The organism is Enterococcus sp. DIV0236, from assembly GCF_050558525.1.
Lineage (GTDB): Bacteria > Bacillota > Bacilli > Lactobacillales > Enterococcaceae > Enterococcus > Enterococcus faecalis.
This window is the reverse complement of record NZ_CP187891.1, coordinates 1,147,081-1,166,520: the sequence shown is the minus strand read 5'-3', so window position 1 is coordinate 1,166,520 and position 19,440 is coordinate 1,147,081. Positions and strand designations below refer to the sequence as shown.

Here is a 19,440-nt window from a genome sequence, read left to right as displayed (position 1 = left end):
AGATGAACAAAAGAAACCATTATTTATAAAAAAGTTTAGCAAGCGCTTCAAGAGAGGCACTTGCTAAACTTTTTTCTCACTGTTATTGATTGATTACTTTGACTAGTTCTTCAAATAATAATGCACTAGATGCTGCTCCTGGATCAATATGACCAATTGCTCGTTCCCCTAAATAAGAGGCACGTCCTTTTTTCGCCACCCAATCTTTTGTTGCTTCAGCAAATTGTTCAATTTTTTCTTCATTAAATTGTTCCGTTCCAATTACTTCAGCAACAGGTGCCCAGACATCAACCATCGTTTTATCTCCTGGTTCAGCTTTGCCACGCATCTGAATCCCAGCTAGACCTTGCTGAACAATTTCTTTTAATTGCTCTGGCGAACTGATGGTTTCCAAATCTTTTGTCGCTTTAGTCATATTCATAAACGCAGTACCATATAAAGGACCAGAAGCTCCGCCAACTTTTGAAATTAAAGCCATGGATAGGACTTTAAATGTCTCCGTGATTGTTGTTGGTACTTTTTTGTCAAACGCAATTTTGTATTCAGCCATACCACGAGCCATGTTGTTACCGTGATCCCCATCACCAATCGGCGTGTCTAATTCACTTAAATAGTCTTTTTTTTCTTCGATAACTTTTGAATAATTGTCTAACCATGTTTGAATGTCTTTTACTGTTAATTCCATCTTTTATCACCCTTACCAAGAAATTGTTGTTACATTGCTTTCTAGCGCTGTTTGCCAGTCTTTTGTCGCCAAGTCAATCATCGTTAAAGATAATCCTTGCATGTCAATAGACGTCATATAGTTACCCACTTTATGGAAGGTCACTTGAACACCTTTATCTTCTAATAATGTTAGCACGTCGTTCATAAATACAAATTGTTCCATTAATGGCGTGCCGCCCATGCCATTGACAAGTACCCCCACTGTTTGTGGTTGTTGTTCATAGCTACTTAATGTTTTTTCAACTAATTCTTTCGCTAACTCTTTCGATGGTTGGATTTTTTCACGACGATAGCCTGGTTCTCCGTGAATCCCTACGCCAAATTCAATTTCATCTTCTGGTAAAGTAAAACCTGGTTTGCCAACTTCAGGCACAGTGGCTGCTTTTAAAGCCACTCCAATTGTTTTCGTGGCTGCTACAATCTTTTCTCCTAAAGAAACGAGCTCTTCTAAAGAAGCACCTTGGCGGGCATGATGCCCTAAAATTTTATGGACAAGAACAGTCCCGGCAACGCCTCGTTTTCCAGCGGTATAGGTGCTATCTTCGACAGCAATATCGTCATCGACAACGACCATTTCTACATGAATGTCTTCCATATCAGCCATATCTTTGGCCATTTCAAAGTTCAAAATATCGCCTGTATAATTTTTTACGATTAACAGAACACCGGCCCCTTGGTCTGCCGCTTGGATCCCTGTTAAAATTTGATCTGGTGTTGGTGAAGTAAAGACATCACCTAAAACTGCGGCATTTAACATTCCATCACCAACAAACCCAGCATGTGCAGGCTCATGACCACTTCCGCCACCAGATACTAACCCAACTTGTTTGTTTGAGTCGTTGCGAGCAATCACGCGAGAATCTTCGACTTGATGAACAAGGTTTCCATAGCTTTTCACAATTCCTTGGAGCATTTCTTCGACAATTTTACCAGGTTCATTAATAATTTTTTTCATTTAGTTCCACCCTTTCTTACCAGCATTTTGAGCTTCTGCTAAAATTTGCGTCAAATCATCTGAGACACCTGCAGTAATTGCTGCCGCAAAGGCACCTTCAACCAATGGTGCATCGACTAAATGATAATGTTTCTGTTGGTCTTCTTCTAGCATATCAAAAGCTAATTCTGAACTTAAAACGGCACTGCCTAAATCGGCAAAAATTAAAAATTCTCGGTCAGAGTCCGCTTCGTTAATCGTGTCAATGATTTTCATTGGATCTGAACCTAATGAACCATCTGATGTGCCACCAAGTGAATGAATCGTAATTTCTTCACTGGCATTCATCTGTTCAATCATCTCTTTAATACCATCTGTAATCATTTTGCTATGTGAAACGAGTAAAATATCTGCTTTCATGTGGACACTTCCTTAATCTAATTTATGTCTTGTTTTATATTCTTGTCCGACTTTATCTGCAACAATGATTGCATTCGCTACTTCTTCAACGACAATTGGAAATGGCATTGAATGAATTGATTCTTCTGGAATGCAAGCAATTTTGGCTACTTCCAACGCTTCTTCATAAGTGATTTCATCGACACCAATGTCTGAAAGCGTTAATGGTAAACCTACAGAAGCGCTAAAGTCTAAAACAGCTTCTAATTCGTCTTTTGCTGCATCTTCTAATACAAGTTGTGCAATCGTTGCAAAGGCTACTTTTTCACCATGTAAATAACTGTGCGCACCAGGTAAGACTGTCATACCGTTATGAATCGCATGCGCTGCAGCTAAACCGCCACTTTCAAAACCTAAGCCTGAAAGTAAGATATTTGTTTCGATAATCTTATTCAATGATTCAGTAACCACGTTTGCATCACAAGCTAATTTCGCTTTTAACCCATCTTCCTGGAGGTTTTCCCAGCAAAGTTTTGCCATGGCCAAAGCTGCATATGTGCCGCTAGCAGCAGGCGTTAAGCCTTCTCTTGAACCCATTGGCAAACTAGCATTAACCCGAGAATATGAATTGTGTGTTGCGCGTGCTTCAAAATATGTGGATAAGGCATCCCCCATTCCAGCAACTAAAAATCTAGTTGGCGCTTTGGCAACCACTTTTGTATCAACCATCACGACGCTTGGACTTTGTTTAAAGTAAGCATAATCATCAAATGAGCCATCTTCATGATATAGTACAGCTGAATGCGAAGTTGGTGCATCTTGAGCCGCAATCGTTGGTACAATAATTAAGTTTTCACCTTCTGCTACGACTTTTGAAGCATCGATTGCTTTACCGCCACCTAAACCAATGATACAGTCTGCTTGTTCTTTTTGTCCAACGTTTTGCAAGCGCTTTGTTTCTTCACGCGTTACTTCTCCACTAAAGCCACCCTCTACGAAGGTAATGTCAAACTTTTTCGCTGTTTCTTCCAATTGTGGACGTACACGATCAACGTCAGCAGGATTTGCAATTAGTAACGCTTTTTTTCCAAAAGTTGAAACGAAGTAACCTAAGTTTAGTAATTCATCTTCCCCTTGAACATATTTCGTTGGTAAAATCAATGCTTTTCTCATGTTGATAGCCTCCTATATTTTGTTTACATACATAGTATAAAACGCTTTCATCCAAAAAGCATTGAACTTTTGGTATCGTTTTCTTGCAAAAAATGATAGAATTATTTTGTGAAATAATAAAATATTATGATTTTTAAACTTTAGATTGAAGGATTGCCTTATGACTGTAGAATTAAAAAATATTTTAGATTTAGAAAAGTGGGAAAAATTGCAAGAATCATTGGCCTTAAGCACTCGTTTAGCCATTATTTTAGTCGATTATAAAGGGCGACCTGTGACGAAACATAGTCAAGTTCAACCCTTTTGCCAACTGGTACGTCACTCCCCTGAGCTCTCGAAACTTTGTGAAAAATGTGATGCTCGTGGTGGCTTGGAAGCTGTTCGCACTGGTCAGCCTTTTATCTACCGTTGTCACTTTAACATCGTTGATATGGCCATCCCCATTATTGTTGATGACCAGTATGTAGGAGCCATTATGGCTGGTGAAGTTTTGCTCGAAGATCACCAAGAAGAGTTAGAACAGGTTTTAACCATGAATGATGCCTTCATTCAAGAATTTTTAGTAACACACCAAGAGCTGTATCAACAATACCCCGTTTTAGAACTAGCAGACTTAGAAAAGAGCGCGACATTAATCGCTGATCTAAGCCAATATATTATTTCTGAAGCCATCAAAAAAGATTATTTAATCAATACGTACAAACAATCCTTACAGATTAGTTCGCGAAAAGAAGAGCTGGAGCCATTGAATATGATCCAAAAAGATATTCAACAAACTTTATTAACTGCTCAATTAACTCCTTCAAGTGCCTATCAAACTAAAAATAAGCAATTACAACCGGTTTTAGATGCCCTTTGGGAAAACAAATCGCTGCGTTTAAATTTACAAGAACTGGCAGACCTTGTTCATTTGACACCGACGTATTTAAGTCGTTTATTAAAAGAGGAGTTTGGTATTCCCTTTAGTCAATTTTATCGACAATTAAAAATCACATGGGCTAAACAGCTTCTTTTGGAGACAGATAAAACGATCGCCCAAATCAGTGAAGATTTAGGGTTTGTTGAAGATAGCTATTTTGTCCGTATCTTTAAACAAGAAACGGGTGAAACACCCCTTAAATACCGTAAAAGAAAGAACAGAGCATAAAAAAAAACAACGACTCCGAGAAGTCGTTGTTTTTTTTACACCTTTTGCACTTGCTGTGGCTAATGCAACAAGTGCAAAAGGCGCATTATATCTGTCGTGCGACAAAGTGATACTATTAAATATGAATTGGTAAACCTAAAGCCAATTCAGCTGTATCCATAGTAATTTCGCCCAATGATGGGTGTGGGTGGATTGTTAAAGCAATGTCTTCTGCATTCATGCCAGATTCAATAGCTAAAGCTAATTCAGAAATCATGTCACTTGCACCGACACCGGCAATTTGTGCACCGATGATGACATTGTCTTCTACAGTTGTAACTAAACGCATGAATCCTTCAGTTTTATCTAAAGAGATTGCACGGCCGTTACCAGCAAATGGGAATTTGTAGCCTTTTGCTTCGATTCCCGCTTCTTTTGCTTCTGCAACAGTCATACCAACGCTTGCCAATTCTGGATCAGTAAAGGCAACAGCTGGCATTGCTTTGTAATCAACTGCAACTTTCTTACCAGAAATTGCTTCAGCAGCAATTTTTGCTTCGTAGCTTGCTTTATGCGCTAACGCAGCACCTGGTACGATGTCGCCGATTGCGAAGATGTTTTTCACGTTAGTACGTCCTTGGTTGTCAACTGGGATTAAACCACGTTCGCCAATTTCAACGCCCGCTTGTTCTAAGCCTAAGTCGTCTGTGTTTGGACGACGTCCAACAGTGACCATTACGTAATCTGCTTCAACACTTTCTTCTTTTCCGTTAACTTCATATTTAACAGTGACGCTATCGCCATTGTCAACAGCTTCTTTAGCCATTGCAGAAGTCACGATGGTTACGTTTTTCTTCTTGAAGTCGTCTGTGACAACTTTAACCATATCTTTTTCATAAGTTGGTAAAATTGATGGGCTACCTTCTAAAATTGTTACTTCTGAACCTAAGTTAGCATAAGCGCCACCTAATTCAGCACCGATGACACCGCCACCGATAATAACGAATTTTTTTGGAACTTCTTTTAAGTTTAAACCGCCTGTAGAATCTAACACGCGTCCGCCAAATTTGAATCCTGGGATTTCAATTGGACGAGAACCTGTTGCTACAATAGCATTATTGAATGAGTAAGTTTGTGCTGAGTCTGGGTGAATAACACGCAATGTATTTTCGTCAACGAAGAATGCCTCGCCTTCAATAATTTCTACTTTGTGTTTTTTCAATAACATGCCAACGCCGCCTGTTAATGATTTAACAACTGTGTTATCTTTCCAGTCTTGTGTTTTTGCAAAGTCTAATTCGACTCCTTTAGCTGTTACACCAAAAGTTGAAGAATCTTGTGCTTCTTGGTAATGATGTCCAGCAGCAATTAAAGCTTTTGAAGGAATACATCCAACGTTTAAACAAACGCCTCCGATGTATTCACGTTCGATAATCGCAACTTTTTGACCCATTTCTGCGGCACGAATTGCAGCAACGTATCCTCCAGGACCAGCTCCGATTACGACTGTATCTAGTTCAATGGCGAAATCTCCTACTACCATTTGTTAATCATCCTTCCATTAATAGTAATTCTGGATCAGCTAATAAGCGTTTAATGTTGTTCATTGCTTTTTGAGCAGTTGCGCCGTCAACGATACGGTGGTCAAAGCTTAATGATAATTTCATCATGCGTCCCACAACGATTTCGCCGTCTGCATTAACAACTGGTTCTTGTGCAATTGTACCAACGCCTAAAATAGCAACTTCAGGGTAGTTGATTACTGGTGTAAACCAGCCGCCACCGACTGAACCAATGTTACTAATTGTGATTGTACCATCACGCATATCTTGTGCAGTTAATTTACCTTCGATAGCCAATGCTGCTTTTTCGTTGATTTCATCAGCGATAGCAAACATGCTCTTCGTATTAGCATTTTTAACATTTGGTACATATAAGCCATGATCTGTATCAGTAGCGATACCAATGTTAAAGTAATTTTTGTAAACAATTTCTTGTGCTGCGTCATCGATTGATGCATTCAAGATTGGGAATTTTTGAACAGTTGAAGTCAATGCTTTTACAACGTATGGTAAGAATGTTAATTTTGTACCATTTGCAGCAGCAACATCTTTAAATTTCTTACGGTGATCCCATAATTTAGAAACTTCTACTTCATCATGTAATGTTACGTGAGGAGCAGTGTGTTTGCTGTTAACCATTGCTTTAGCAATTGCTTTACGTGTTGGTGTCATTTTTTCACGTGTTTCCATTTCGCCTAAATCAGAAGTAAAGGCTTTTGGCGCTGCTTTAGGTGCAGCTGCTTCCGCTTTAGGTGCTGCTTCTGTTGCGGCAGCTTCAGTAGCTGGTGCTGCTTGAGAACCACCAGAGACAAAGGCATCAATATCCGCTTTAATGACACGGCCACCTTTACCAGTTGCAGTTACTTGTGTAATATCAACGTCTTTTTCACGCGCATACTGACGAACAGATGGCATTGCTAAAACGCGTTTGTTTGGATCAGCGGCTGCAACTACGCCTGTTGAAGCGGCTGGAGCTGATGCTTCCGCTTTAGGAGCGTCAGTAGCTGGTGCTGCGGCTGCCGGTGCTGCTGAATTATGACCAGGTGCGTCAATTTCAACTAACACGTCACCCACATTGGCAACTGTTCCTTCTGGTACAACGATATTTTTTACAGTACCTGTTACTGGTGATGGAATTTCTTCTACTGATTTGTCATTTTGTACCTCTAATAATGAATCATCTTCATTAATTGTGTCGCCAGCTTTAACAAACCATTTAACGATTTCGCCTTCGGCAATTCCTTCACCGATGTCTGGTAATTTGAATTGGAAAAATCCGCCAGCTGCTTCGGTTGTTGGTACAGCAGCAGGTTGTGCTGGTGTTTGTTCTTGTGCAGGAGCTGCTGGTGCTGCATCGTTATCTTCGTGACCAGGTGCGTCGATTTCGATTAACACGTCACCAACGTTTGCAACTGTTCCTTCTGGTACAACGATATTTTTTACAGTACCTGTTACTGGTGATGGAATTTCTTCCACTGATTTGTCATTTTGTACTTCTAATAACGTATCGTCTTCGTTGATTGTATCGCCAGGTTTTACAAACCATTTAACGATTTCGCCTTCGGCAATCCCTTCACCGATATCCGGTAATTTAAACTGATAAGCCATTTTTTAAGTCTTCCCTTCTTCGTTGGATCTGTCTATTTTCTTAGGAGCAAAACGCGGGGAAACGACTATAGTAGCTGAACATTTCATGCCTATAGCCGTAATCCACCTGTTTAATTCTTCGTTTATCTACTTCGAATAACTATTAAAATTCGACGATTTCTCTAGCTTTTGCTTCGATATCTTTCGCATTTGGTAACCAGATATTTTCTGCTTGTCCGAATGGGAAGATTGTATCTGGAGCAGATACACGTCCGATTGGTGCTTCTAATGATAATACGGCACGTTCAGAAATTTCAGAAACAACCATAGCGCCAACGCCAGCTTGTTTTTGTGCTTCTTGAACGACAACCACACGGCCAGTTTTTTCAACAGAGTTAATAATTGTTTCCACATCTAAAGGAGCCACTGTACGTAAGTCAATGATTTCTGCTGAAATATTGTCTTTCGCTAAGCTATCAGCTGCTTTAATCGCTTCACGAACCATAGCGCCGTAAGTGATGATTGATACGTCTGTTCCTTCACGAGTTACAGCCGCTTTATCTAAAGGCACTTCATAAGCTTCGTCTGGCACTTCCTCACGGAATGAACGGTATAATTTCATGTGCTCTAAGTAGACAACTGGATCGTTGCTGCGAATAGATGAAATTAATAGTCCTTTTGCATCGTAAGGGTTTGATGGAATAACAACACGAACACCTGGTGATTGTGCGATTAATCCTTCTAAGTTATCTGAGTGAAGTTCTGGTGTATGAACACCACCACCAAATGGGGCACGAACAGTAATTGGCATATTACGAGTTCCACCCATACGGTAACGCGTACGAGCCATTTGACCAACGATTTCGTCAAATACTTCAAAAACGAAACCAAAGAATTGGATTTCAGGAACTGGACGGTAACCTTGCAAGGCAAGACCGAAAGCCAATCCACCGATACCAGATTCAGCTAAAGGTGTATCGAAGACGCGGTCTTCACCAAATTTTTCTTGTAAACCTTCAGTTGCACGGAAAACCCCACCGTTGTTACCAACGTCTTCACCGAAGATTAAGACATTTTCGTCTTTCTCTAATTCAAGAGCTAAGGCATCTGTAATTGCTTGGATCATAGTTTTTTGTGCCATTTTTATTTCGACTCCTTCGCTTCATAAAATGCAATTTGTTCTTTAATTGTTTGAGGTTGAACTTCAAACATATTTTTCAAGAAATCAGAAACTTTTTGTTTTGGCGCTTTATCCGCTTCTGCAATCGCTACTTTGATTTCTTCTTTTGTTTTTTCAATAATTTCTTCTTCTTTTGCTTCAGACCATAAGCCTTTATCTGTTAGATATTTACGGAAACGAGTCAATGGATCTTTTTGTACCCATTCGTCATCCATTTCTTTTGAACGGTAACGTGTTGGATCGTCTCCAGATAAAGTATGTGGACCATAACGATAGGTTAATGTTTCAATTAAAACTGGACCGTTTCCTGCAGCTGACCAATCACGTGCTTCTTTTGCAATTGCGTAAACTGCTAATGGATCCATACCATCAACTTGAATACCAGGAATTCCTGCTGCAACAGCTTTTTGAGCTAAAGTTTTAGCCGCTGTTTGTTTTTCACGAGGTGTAGAAATCGCAAAACCATTGTTTTGGATAATGAAGACACCGTTTGCTTGGTAAGCACCAGCAAAGTTAATTGCTTCATAGAAGTCCCCTTGTGAAGAACCGCCGTCACCAGTATAAGTGAAGACAACATTTTCTTTTCCACGTTTTTTCAATCCTAAAGCAACACCAGCTGCTTGGATGTATTGAGCACCAATGATAATTTGTGGTGGTAATGCATTTAAATCTTCCGCGTAGTAGTTCCCTGCTACGTGACCACGAGACCATAAGAAAGCTTCTCTTAATGGTAAACCATGTTGTACTAATTGAGGTACATCACGGTAACCTGGTAGTAAGTAGTCTTCTTTTTCCATTGCAAATTGACTTGCCAATTGGCTTGCTTCTTGTCCAGCTGTTGGCGCGAAGAATCCTAAGCGTCCTTGACGGTTTAATGCAGTAGAACGTTGGTCTAACACACGAGACCAAACCATGCGTGTCATTAATTCAACTAATTCCTCATCCGATAAATCAGGTACTAAATCTTCATTCACAATTTTTCCATCTTGATCCAAGATTTGGAAAGTTGGGAAATCAGCGTCGACTTTAGCCATTAGCTCTTTAAAGTCAATAGGTTTTTGTTTCTTAGCCTTTGCCATTTTGTCACACAATCCTCTCTATTACGTTTCTTTAATTTCGATAAAAGTAAAACAGAGTGCGAAACTGTATTACTTTTTATCGACTACACTTAACAAATTATCACTAAATTCGAAAAAGCGCAAGAAAAAAACTCTAATTTCTTCATTTTTTCACAAAAGAGCAAAACCGCATGTTTTTGCGGTTTAGTGATAATTTTCACAAACAAGAAAACGGTTTCTGTTCCACACTTCTTCTGTACTATTTTTCTCCCAACTGTTATATTCTATTTTGAAAATATTATATAACAGTTCTATTAATTCGAGCCCCCTCATCCCCGAGCTGGCTAGTAATCTGATTTCCGAACTTTGCGTTTTCATGAAAATTATCTTGAAAAAACCAAAAAATAAAAACCGTCAGCCGAGTAACCTACTCAGCATGCGGTTTTTTATTTTTTAGAGAACAAAGTTTTTTTCGTTAATTTTTATTTTTTTTGGCTCGTTTTTTTGCCAAATACTTTACCTTAGGTTTTATCACGAACATTCATTGCTTAAAATCACCAAATTTTCGCAAAACGAGTAATACAGCTTAGCAATTTCTTTTCTCTTTCAGTAGATTTTACTAAATCCATTCCTTGGTAATTTTAATATATAAACGTTTAGCTACTTCAACAGTTAACATGTACGCAATGATGATTCCAAAGAACCATGGCCAGTAGTTAGCCGGAAGTTTCACAAAGTCAAAAACCTCTCTTATAGGCGTTGCTACAATCAGGAAACCGAGTAAAATTGCGCCTAAACTACTTAACATCACAGGCATTGACGCACGACTTTGAATGAATGGTATTTTCCGCGTCCGGACCATATGAACAACTAACGTTTGACTAACAAGTCCCACCATAAACCAACCTGTTTGGAATAAATGTTGAGTTGCCAAACTATTGGCGCTAAACACAAACCACATGACAAGATACGTTAGAATATCGAAAATACTACTTACCGGGCCAATACATACCGTAAATTTCGCTAGTCCGTTCGTTTCCCACCGAACGGGGCTTAATAACTCTTCTTCATCGACATTATCCCAAGGAATTGTCAACTGAGCCACATCATAAATCAAATTTTGAATCAAGAGTTGTAAGGAAAGCATTGGTAGAAATGGTAAAAAGGCACTGGCTACTAAAATTGAAAAGACATTCCCAAAATTAGAACTGATGGTAATTTTAATATATTTCATCATATTGCTAAATACTTTTCGTCCTTCAATCACACCAGATTCCAGTACATTTAAACTTTTTTCCAGTAAAATAATCGAGCTAGCATCTTTAGTAATATCAGCTGCAGTATCTACTGAAATGCCCACATCAGCTTTTCGTAATGCCGGTGCATCATTAATGCCATCCCCCATAAAACCAACCGTATGACCTTTTGCTTGTAGCAATTCAATGATTTTAGATTTTTGCATCGGATTTAATTTGGCAAATAAATTAGTTTCTTCTACTTGCGCCCGCAACTCTTCATCTGTCATTGCTTCAATTTGAGAACCTAATAACACATGGGAAACTTCAATGCCTACATCTTTACAGACTTTTTTGGCGACAATGTCATTATCGCCCGTTAGCACTTTCACGTTGACACCATGTTCATGTAAGGAGCGGATAGCGCTGACGGCTGACTCTTTTGCTGGATCAAGAAAACCCATAAACCCAATCAATGTCATCTCTTTTTCATCTTCAACTGAATAAACTGCTTCTTTATGGACATCTTTTTTTACAGCTACCGCTAACACACGCATCCCTTGTTTGTTCATTTGAACATTCACTCGGCGTAGTTCTTCTCGTACAGCAGTGCTTAATGGTACAATTTCGCCATTAATTTGCGCATGCGTGCACACTTCTTCCATTTCTTCCACGGCGCCTTTCGTAATCATCAATTGATGATCATCTGCATTCACGACAACCGTTAAGCGGCGTCTGGAAAAATCAAAAGGAATTTCATCAATTTTAGTGACATTTTTAAACGGCGTTTTCCATTGATGCTCTTCATAAAAATTAATAACGGCAATATCCATTAAATTTTTCCAACCTGTTTGATAAGAAGAATTTAAGTAGGCTAAATTTAGAACCTCGTCACTCAAATCACCTAATGGATTCAAATGTTGAACCAAAACTACACGATCTTCGGTAATCGTTCCAGTTTTATCTGTACAGAGCACATCCATACCACCCAAATTTTGGATAGCCGCTAATTCTTTAACAATGACTTTATGTTTCGATAAGGATAATGCACCCTTGGCTAAGTTACTCGTAACAATCATTGGCAACATTTCTGGTGTCAAACCAACTGCAACGGCAATCGAGAAGAAAAACGCTTCGCCCCAAGCACCTTTAGTTAAACCATTAATCAAGAAAACGATTGGAAACAAAATCATTACCATTCGTAATAAAAACTTACTGACTTTTGCTAAGCCTAAGTCAAAACTAGTTTTTCCTCGTTGTGTTGTAGCATTTTTAGCAATATCACCAAAAAATGTATGTTGCCCAGTTTTTAAAATAATCGCTTTTCCTTGTCCACTCAAGACATCTGTGCCCATAAACACTAGGTCTTGCATATCTAATGCAGAAACCTCTGTTTGTTGACGATCCACACCTGCATCCACAAATTTTTCGACAGGCATGGATTCGCCTGTTAGCGACGATTGATTAACGAATAAATCTTTGGTCCAAATCAACACGGCATCTGCAGGAATCATGTCTCCTGTAGCTAAAGTTACAATGTCTCCTGGAACAATTTCGTCCATTGGAATTTCTTTCGTAATCCCTTCCCGTGTCACTGCAGCGGTATTTTCAATTAATTCTTTTAAATCCAAACTCGCTTTTTGAGAACGATACTCTTGTATAAAAGCAATCAAGACACTGGCTAAAATCATCACGCCCATCACGATAGCGGCTTCGAAATCTTTCGTTAAAGTTGAAACGACCATCAATAAGGCTAAGACATAGACAAACGGATCTTTGAATGCACTTAAAAATAAAATAATTGCTGGGGTTGGCTTTTGTGCAGAAACTTCGTTTGGTCCAAATTCCTCTAATCTTTTTTCGGCATCTTCATTCGAGAGTCCTTTTTCAGATGTCCGTAATTCCATCATTAATTCCCGTTCAGAAAGCAAAGCCAATTTACGTAATTCTTGATCTTTGGTTGCTTTTCTCATATCCATTGTTTTTTTGTTCATCATTTTCTTTTCCTCCAAGGTTGTGGTCACCTGCCGAAAAGAGCGCTAAAATCTTCTCCTTTCGTTGGTGACTGTATTTTGTTTCTCTGTTCACTTCCAGGGTCTTCCATGACAGTCATCCTTTCTTTTTCTTATTTATACTTCCAGTGAATAATTGCTTTTTTGCCAAACACACAAAAAAGGACCTACTCAACAATAGAGTACGTCCCAAAATACCATCTTTAAATAAGATTCTCTATCGTTGAGCTTTAGCACTATAGGGCGTAGATAACATGTATCAGCTACATTATGAATAACCTTCACGATTATTCCTGTTCAACCAACTAAGGGTCTCTCGATCCTTTCGCGGCAGCAGCATTTGTCCAAATAGGAGCCTCACCTAACAATTATTCAGTTTTTATCCACTTCTTATAATAGAGGAGTTTGACATTCTTGTCAAAAGATTTATGACTTTTTTGTTATAAATAAAAAATGACTACTTTAAAATTTCCTTTATTTCTGCTTTTCGCTCAGGAATAAACCACATGACTAAAACAATCGTATCAATAATCAGGACAGCGATTGGCGCTACCAGTTTGCCCACAATCAACGCAATAATATTCAACACAATCGAAAGCGTTAATTTTGGATAGTGGCCAAACAAACGTTGTACTTCGGATTTGGGCCCATTTGCCTGAATCAATGCCCGCACCACTAGATAATAAGCAACATCAGCTCCTAATACTACTAAGCCATACAAAGCTTGTGGCGGCCAAGAAAACGGATGTTCACCTACCCAACCAGTAACAAACGGGAAAAACGTCAACGTCAAAATTAGAAAATTATTCATCCAAAGGACACGTCCATCAATTTTACGGACACTTTGAAATAAATGATGATGATTGTTCCAATAAATCAATAAAGTAACAAAACTAATTAAATAAATAATGATTTTGTGTCCAGATTGAGTCAGAGCAGACCAATCTGCTTTTTCAGGAATTTTTAATTCTAAAATTAATAACGTTAAAATAATCGCAATGACTGCATCTGTAAATGCTTCTACACGTGTTTTCGGCATCATTTCCCCCTACTTTCATAAAAATTAAATAACTTACCCAAAGTAAGTATAACGCATTTCTGTAAAAATTCAATTATTTATGAAGTCTCTCGGTTGTTGAAGTTCCTAAAAACGAGTGCAAGAGCCCCACTTAAAAGTAAGCCTCTTGCACTCGTTATAGAACAAATCAGTTATTGGAAGACGCCTGCCTGATAAGGTGCTAACTGCATCCGTTTCTTCACCGTAAAATCTTGATTCCCTAATAATTGTTGCCACTTTCTGCCTAGTAATTTATTCGGCAAGTCAAATTGGCACTTTTCTCCACTTAAATTGACAATCACTAACGCTGTTGCCTCAGTTGTTTTTCTTAAAAAAGCAAAAACAGACGGATGATTGGGCGCTAATAGTTCAAACTGTCCATCTGTAAAGACCGGATTGTCTTTCCGCAACGCAATTAACTTTTTATAATAATTCAACACGGATTGCGCATCCGTTTCTTGGTCAGCCACATTTATTTCTTTGAAATTGGGATGAATTGCTAACCACGGATGCCCCGAGGTGAATGAACTTGCCTCTTGACTCGTCCACTGCATAGGCGTACGCGAATGGTCCCGCGTCCAATGCGCCACTTCTTTTAATGCTTGTTTCGCATCGTAGCCACTTTCTATAAGCAAACGATAATGGTTATGAGAATCTTTAGCATCTAACTCGTCAATCTGTTGAAACGGATAATTAACCATGCCGATTTCCTGTCCTTGATAAATAAACGGTGTTCCTCGCAAGAGCAAGGCGATTGTTCCAATCGCCTTAGCAGAATGAGAGGTTTCATTGCCTAAAATTGAATTGATTCTGGGATTATCATGATTTTCTACATATAATGCATTCCAGCCTTCTGTCCCTAAATGCTTTTGCCAGCGAGCCATTACTTTTTTATAGCCTAAAATATTTAACCGTTCTTCTCCTGGCTTTCCTTCTCGAACATTGTGCTCTAATTCAAAAATCATATTCAGATAGCCCGCATCATTGGTCCATTCCACCGCTTTTTTACTTGAAACGCCACTAGCTTCCCCCACTGTCATGATGTCATACTCAGCAAAAATAGCTTTCAAATCCAGCATATAGTCTTCAATGCCTTTTACATTCATAAATGGAGCCCACGGATTCGTGGTAATTTTAAAATCCCAAGGTTCTTTTTGGATATGACTAATCGCATCCAATCGGAAACCATCAATTCCCAAATCTAACCACCAGCGAATCATCGCATAAATCTCTTCACGAACTTTAGGATTTTTCCAGTTCAAATCAGGTTGCTCTTTTGCAAACACATGAAAATATGCTTGCTTTGTACCCGCGTCATACGTCCAAGTCGAGCCACCAAAAAAGCTTTGCCATTCATTCGGCATACGTTCTGGTGTCGCATCGGCCCATAAATAATACTCACGATACGGATTATCTAAACTTTTTTTTGCTTCAACAAACCACGGATGTTGATCACTGGTATGATTGACTACCAGATCAAGAATAATCTTCAAACCTAATTGATGCGCTTGGTCCAAAAGTTCTTGAAAATCTTCCATCGTACCAAATTCTGGCTGAATCCCTTGATAATCCGCAATATCATAACCATTGTCAACGTTTGGCGAAGTGTAAATCGGATTTAACCATAAAAAATCGACCCCTAGTTCTTTTAAATACGGTAATTTCTCAATAATTCCCTGCAAATCACCAATGCCATCCCCGTTGCTATCTTTAAAACTCCGAGGATAAATTTGATAACCGACAGCATTTTTCCACCATTGTTCCATCTTATTGACTCACTTTCACAACAAATGCTTGCCAAGGCGCTAACGAATAGTCTGCTAAAGCAGTGACATCTGTCGGCATATTTTCAATCATTACTTGTTCTACATGAACGTCTGCAGAAAATGGCTGAACTTTGTCAGAAAAGTTCGTTACAACAAGCCAGCGTTCCTCACCATAGGTACGATAAAAACTGATCACTTCGTCCACTGTTTCTAGCAATTCAAAGTTGCCCCAAACAATTAAAGGATGTTCTTTTCTCAAACGAATCATTTCTTGGTACGTATAGAATAGTGAATTTTTATCTGCCAAAGCAGCAGCGACGTTAATCGTTTGATAATTGGGATTAACATCAATCCAAGGTGTACCAGTCGTAAAGCCCGCATTTTTTTCAGCGGTCCACTGCATAGGCCGGCGTGCATTATCACGACCTTTAGTATTAATTTTCAGCAAAATTTCTTCTTTAGAATATCCTTTTTCTAGATACTCATGGTACATGTTAATCGTTTCGATGTCCCGCGCTTCACGAATATCTGTAATCGGCGTATTGGTCATACCAATTTCTTCCCCTTGATAAATATAAGGTGTGCCTTTCATCATGTGCAGTAAAATAGCGAATAACTTACTACTTTCCAACCAATATTCCTGATCATTTCCCCAACGTGAAATCATTCTCGGTAAATCATGGTTATTCCAAAACAAAGAATTCCAGCCATCATTTCCTAATTCTGTTTGCCATTTTGCAAAAACCTGTTTCAACTTGGCAACTTCCATTGGCTGAAGGTCCCATTTTTCTTTACCTGGTTGTTGATCCAAGCTCATATGTTCAAACTGAAAAATCATAGATAATTCATGACGCTCTGGACTAGAGTACATTTTTGCAATCTCAGGTGTGGCCCCCCATGTTTCACCTACAGTTAACAGCTCTTTGCCGCCAAATGTCGCGGCGTTCATTTCTTGTAAATAACGATGTAAATGAGGCCCATTCGCGGTGATCTCTTCTCCTGGAATTTTACCCACTAAGTCAATTACATCTAAACGGAAACCGCCAATTCCTTTATCAATCCAAAAATTCATCATCTCGTAAACCGACTGACGCATTTGTTGGTTTTCCCAATTTAAATCTGGTTGTTTTTTACTAAACAAATGCAAATAGTATTGCCCACTCGCTTCATCAAACGTCCACGCCGAACCCGAAAAGGCAGATTTCAATCGGTTAGGCGCACCGCCATCTGAAGCAGGATCAGCCCATACATAATAGTCTCGGTAGGGGTTCTCCTTGCTTTTTTTCGCTTCAATAAACCAACGATGTTCATCTGAGGTATGGTTAACCACTAAGTCCATAATAATTTCAATCTTTCGCTTTTTCGCTTCCTCAATTAGACGATCCATATCCGCCATCGTCCCAAACTCTGTCATAATCGCTTCATAATCAGAAATGTCATAACCATTGTCATCATTGGGTGATTGATAAACTGGTGATAACCAAATAGCCCCAATGCCTAACGTTTCCAAATAATCCAATTTTTCAATAATTCCTGGTAAATCTCCAATGCCATCTCCATTGCTATCCTTAAAACTGCGAGGATAAATCTGATAAACCACGACTTCTTGCCACCAATGTTTTTCCATTCTTCTTCACATTCCTTTGCTTAATTATTATGCTTGATATAAAAGAAAACCTTTTGGTAAAACCATTATCTGTTCTGAAGCAGTTTCGATAGAAGAACTTAGCAAAACTTCTCGATCAGTTCTATCAACAAATTGTGTCTCTTGGCCAGTATTAAAAATCCCATAGATCGTTTGTTCATCCAAACGACAAGCGAGTCTAATCAACCCCGTTTCAAAAGAAGTGCCTGTCCAATCGATTGTTCCACCAGAAAAAACAGCCGCATACTTTTTGCGAAGGGCAATCAATGATTTTACAAATTCCTTCAAATCCAAATCTTGCTGATTTTCCTCCCAAACCATACAACGACGACAATCAGGATCCATATCACCTGTCATACCAATTTCATCACCATAGTAAAGACAAGGGACGCCTGGTTGAATATACGTAAACGCTAATACTTGGCGCATCAGCTCTTTATCCTCTTTCGTTTCATGCAATAAGCGTGGTGTATCGTGGGAATCTAAAACATTAAACTGCATTTGATTCGTTTGTTGTCGATAGAGCATTAACTGGTTGTTCATTTCAGAAAGCATCTTTTCCAAGGACAGTTCTTGCTTGACAAAGTAGCCCATAATCGCATCTGTGTATGCATAATTCATCACTGCATGAAATTCGTCTCCTTGGAGCCAGCTTTGCGACGAGTGCCAAATTTCTCCTAAAATATAAAAATCTTCTTTTGCGTCATCACATGTTTGCCGGAATTTTTTCCAGAACGCATGATCCACTTCGTTTGCCACATCTAAACGCCAGGCGTCAATATCATATTCCTCAATCCAATAACGAGCAATTTCTAAAAGATAGGCTTGCACTTCTGGATTTGCTGTATTTAATTTAGGCATATGCGGAGTGAATGCAAAAGTATCATAGGTAATGTTGCTTGCTTCTTCAAAATCAGCACTTTCTTCATAGCTAGCTGGAAACTCATTTACGTGGAACCAATCGGCATAAATTGAGTCCTGGCCATTTTTTAACACATCTTGCCATTGAGGCGAAGCGTCCCCCATATGATTAAAAACGGCGTCCAACATAATCTTAATGCCCCGTCGATGACACTCTTCGACTAAACGCTTAAAGGTAGCGCCATCACCAAAAGCTGGGTCAATTTTTAAATAATCAATCGTATCATATTTGTGATTAGAAAACGCTTCAAAAATCGGGCAAAAATATAAGCCGTTAACACCTAAATCTTCAATGTAATCAAGATGATCTAGCACCCCTTGCAAATCCCCACCAAAAAAATCTTGTCGATCTGGTCTTTTAGATCCCCACGGCAACGTCCCTTTAGGATCATTGGCGGGATCACCATTTGCAAAACGCTCTGGAAATATTTGATACCAAACCGTTTCTTTTACCCATTCAGGTGCTTTAAAACGATCGATTTCATGAAAATACGGCATCCGAAAATAATTATTCGCCATCGCTAAATACTTTTCTTCTAAAGGATAAATGCCGTGTTCGCCATAAAACGCCGTCAAGCCATCCGTCCCTACTAAAGTAAAAGCATATGAAAGGCGTTTAAATTTTGCACTTAATGCAATAAACCAGTAATCATATAACTCCGTAGATACTAACTTCTCCATGGTTAACGACTGTTGGTACCACTTTTCTTTCCCTAAAAGATAAGGATCTCCTTGCACTAATTGGACAGAGGCAATGTCGCCTTTTGCCGTACGCAAACGAATATGCATTGTTTCTTCTGTATAAAGATAAGCAAATTCACTTTCTGGACGATGGTAGATTGCAGCAGTGTTCATTTAATTCTCTCCTTTAATTGTCGCTTTTCGTGTATTTTCTAATACTCGAACACATTTTAGCGCAAACGATTGCATTTGTATACCCTTTTTTATTTTTTTATTTAAAATGCTTAATTAGTGGTATACACCACTTTAAATAAACAGTATGTTATTTATAACAAAAAAACTTTTTTAACTTTCTCGATGAAAAACACTTGATTATTT

14 protein-coding genes and 1 riboswitch are annotated in these 19,440 nt (G+C 38.9%); of the genes, 1 reads left to right on the top strand and 13 read right to left on the bottom strand.

Annotated elements, in window-relative coordinates; all coding sequences use genetic code 11:
• Nucleotides 1-82: 82 nt before the first annotated feature.
• The 4 genes from dhaL to IGK27_RS05750 are packed head-to-tail and all read right to left on the bottom strand — an operon-like array spanning nucleotide 83 to nucleotide 3,232.
• Nucleotides 83-685 (bottom strand): dihydroxyacetone kinase subunit DhaL, encoded by a 603-nt coding sequence (dhaL, locus tag IGK27_RS05765; protein WP_002360441.1) that lies wholly within the window; start codon nucleotides 683-685, stop codon nucleotides 83-85.
• A gap of 12 nt (nucleotides 686-697) precedes the next feature.
• A complete protein-coding gene (dhaK, locus tag IGK27_RS05760) occupies nucleotides 698-1,681 on the bottom strand; it encodes a dihydroxyacetone kinase subunit DhaK (protein WP_002357760.1) in 984 nt (327 codons plus the stop codon).
• Complete coding sequence (dhaM, locus tag IGK27_RS05755) at nucleotides 1,682-2,080, bottom strand: dihydroxyacetone kinase phosphoryl donor subunit DhaM (protein ID WP_002357762.1); 399 nt, start codon at nucleotides 2,078-2,080, stop codon at nucleotides 1,682-1,684.
• A 12-nt stretch (nucleotides 2,081-2,092) separates the two neighbouring features.
• Nucleotides 2,093-3,232, bottom strand: a complete 1,140-nt coding sequence (locus IGK27_RS05750) for a glycerol dehydrogenase (RefSeq protein ID WP_002363858.1) — start codon at nucleotides 3,230-3,232, stop codon at nucleotides 2,093-2,095.
• A gap of 160 nt (nucleotides 3,233-3,392) precedes the next feature.
• On the opposite strand from IGK27_RS05750, the gene IGK27_RS05745 reads away from it, so the two are divergent.
• Nucleotides 3,393-4,379, top strand: a complete 987-nt coding sequence (locus IGK27_RS05745) for a PocR ligand-binding domain-containing protein (RefSeq protein WP_002382271.1) — start codon at nucleotides 3,393-3,395, stop codon at nucleotides 4,377-4,379.
• Nucleotides 4,380-4,494: 115 nt separating this feature from the next.
• Here the strand turns inward: IGK27_RS05745 and lpdA are convergent, their stop codons facing one another.
• The 9 genes from lpdA to IGK27_RS05700 form a co-directional block, all read right to left on the bottom strand.
• Nucleotides 4,495-5,901: a dihydrolipoyl dehydrogenase gene (lpdA, locus tag IGK27_RS05740; RefSeq protein WP_002357765.1), complete on the bottom strand. Its 1,407-nt coding sequence runs from the start codon at nucleotides 5,899-5,901 to the stop codon at nucleotides 4,495-4,497.
• Nucleotides 5,902-5,908: 7 nt separating this feature from the next.
• On the bottom strand, nucleotides 5,909-7,528 hold the full coding sequence (locus IGK27_RS05735) for a dihydrolipoyllysine-residue acetyltransferase (RefSeq protein WP_002357766.1): 1,620 nt from the start codon (nucleotides 7,526-7,528) through the stop codon (nucleotides 5,909-5,911).
• A 142-nt stretch (nucleotides 7,529-7,670) separates the two neighbouring features.
• Nucleotides 7,671-8,648: an alpha-ketoacid dehydrogenase subunit beta gene (locus IGK27_RS05730; protein WP_002357767.1), complete on the bottom strand. Its 978-nt coding sequence runs from the start codon at nucleotides 8,646-8,648 to the stop codon at nucleotides 7,671-7,673.
• Nucleotides 8,649-8,650: 2 nt separating this feature from the next.
• The gene (gene pdhA, locus IGK27_RS05725; RefSeq protein WP_002357768.1) at nucleotides 8,651-9,766 is read right to left on the bottom strand and encodes a pyruvate dehydrogenase (acetyl-transferring) E1 component subunit alpha; all 1,116 of its coding nucleotides are present in this window, start codon (nucleotides 9,764-9,766) and stop codon (nucleotides 8,651-8,653) included.
• A gap of 598 nt (nucleotides 9,767-10,364) precedes the next feature.
• On the bottom strand, nucleotides 10,365-12,977 hold the full coding sequence (mgtA, locus tag IGK27_RS05720) for a magnesium-translocating P-type ATPase (RefSeq protein WP_075320339.1): 2,613 nt from the start codon (nucleotides 12,975-12,977) through the stop codon (nucleotides 10,365-10,367).
• A gap of 223 nt (nucleotides 12,978-13,200) precedes the next feature.
• Nucleotides 13,201-13,368: riboswitch (M-box (ykoK) riboswitch) on the bottom strand.
• An 81-nt stretch (nucleotides 13,369-13,449) separates the two neighbouring features.
• Nucleotides 13,450-14,031: a TMEM175 family protein gene (locus tag IGK27_RS05715; protein WP_002407466.1), complete on the bottom strand. Its 582-nt coding sequence runs from the start codon at nucleotides 14,029-14,031 to the stop codon at nucleotides 13,450-13,452.
• Between the two features lie 170 nt (nucleotides 14,032-14,201).
• Nucleotides 14,202-15,815, bottom strand: a complete 1,614-nt coding sequence (locus IGK27_RS05710) for a glycoside hydrolase family 13 protein (protein ID WP_033601348.1) — start codon at nucleotides 15,813-15,815, stop codon at nucleotides 14,202-14,204.
• A 1-nt stretch (nucleotide 15,816) separates the two neighbouring features.
• Nucleotides 15,817-17,442 (bottom strand): glycoside hydrolase family 13 protein, encoded by a 1,626-nt coding sequence (locus IGK27_RS05705; protein WP_002357772.1) that lies wholly within the window; start codon nucleotides 17,440-17,442, stop codon nucleotides 15,817-15,819.
• A 27-nt stretch (nucleotides 17,443-17,469) separates the two neighbouring features.
• On the bottom strand, nucleotides 17,470-19,236 hold the full coding sequence (locus IGK27_RS05700; RefSeq protein ID WP_033626444.1) for a glycoside hydrolase family 13 protein: 1,767 nt from the start codon (nucleotides 19,234-19,236) through the stop codon (nucleotides 17,470-17,472).
• Nucleotides 19,237-19,440: the final 204 nt, after the last annotated feature.

Excerpts from the sequence above, each read along its gene's own strand:
- IGK27_RS05735 (WP_002357766.1), bottom strand. The coding sequence starts at position 7,528 with ATGGCTTATCAGTTTAAATTACCGGATATCGGTGAAGGGATTGCCGAA.
- IGK27_RS05715 (WP_002407466.1), bottom strand. The coding sequence starts at position 14,031 with ATGCCGAAAACACGTGTAGAAGCATTTACAGATGCAGTCATTGCGATT.
- IGK27_RS05700 (WP_033626444.1), bottom strand. The coding sequence starts at position 19,236 with ATGAACACTGCTGCAATCTACCATCGTCCAGAAAGTGAATTTGCTTAT.
- IGK27_RS05750 (WP_002363858.1), bottom strand. The coding sequence starts at position 3,232 with ATGAGAAAAGCATTGATTTTACCAACGAAATATGTTCAAGGGGAAGAT.
- dhaK (WP_002357760.1), bottom strand. The coding sequence starts at position 1,681 with ATGAAAAAAATTATTAATGAACCTGGTAAAATTGTCGAAGAAATGCTC.
- dhaM (WP_002357762.1), bottom strand. The coding sequence starts at position 2,080 with ATGAAAGCAGATATTTTACTCGTTTCACATAGCAAAATGATTACAGAT.
- dhaL (WP_002360441.1), bottom strand. The coding sequence starts at position 685 with ATGGAATTAACAGTAAAAGACATTCAAACATGGTTAGACAATTATTCA.
- IGK27_RS05745 (WP_002382271.1), top strand. The coding sequence starts at position 3,393 with ATGACTGTAGAATTAAAAAATATTTTAGATTTAGAAAAGTGGGAAAAA.
- pdhA (WP_002357768.1), bottom strand. The coding sequence starts at position 9,766 with ATGGCAAAGGCTAAGAAACAAAAACCTATTGACTTTAAAGAGCTAATG.
- mgtA (WP_075320339.1), bottom strand. The coding sequence starts at position 12,977 with ATGATGAACAAAAAAACAATGGATATGAGAAAAGCAACCAAAGATCAA.
- IGK27_RS05705 (WP_002357772.1), bottom strand. The coding sequence starts at position 17,442 with ATGGAAAAACATTGGTGGCAAGAAGTCGTGGTTTATCAGATTTATCCT.
- lpdA (WP_002357765.1), bottom strand. The coding sequence starts at position 5,901 with ATGGTAGTAGGAGATTTCGCCATTGAACTAGATACAGTCGTAATCGGA.
- IGK27_RS05730 (WP_002357767.1), bottom strand. The coding sequence starts at position 8,648 with ATGGCACAAAAAACTATGATCCAAGCAATTACAGATGCCTTAGCTCTT.
- IGK27_RS05710 (WP_033601348.1), bottom strand. The coding sequence starts at position 15,815 with ATGGAACAATGGTGGAAAAATGCTGTCGGTTATCAAATTTATCCTCGG.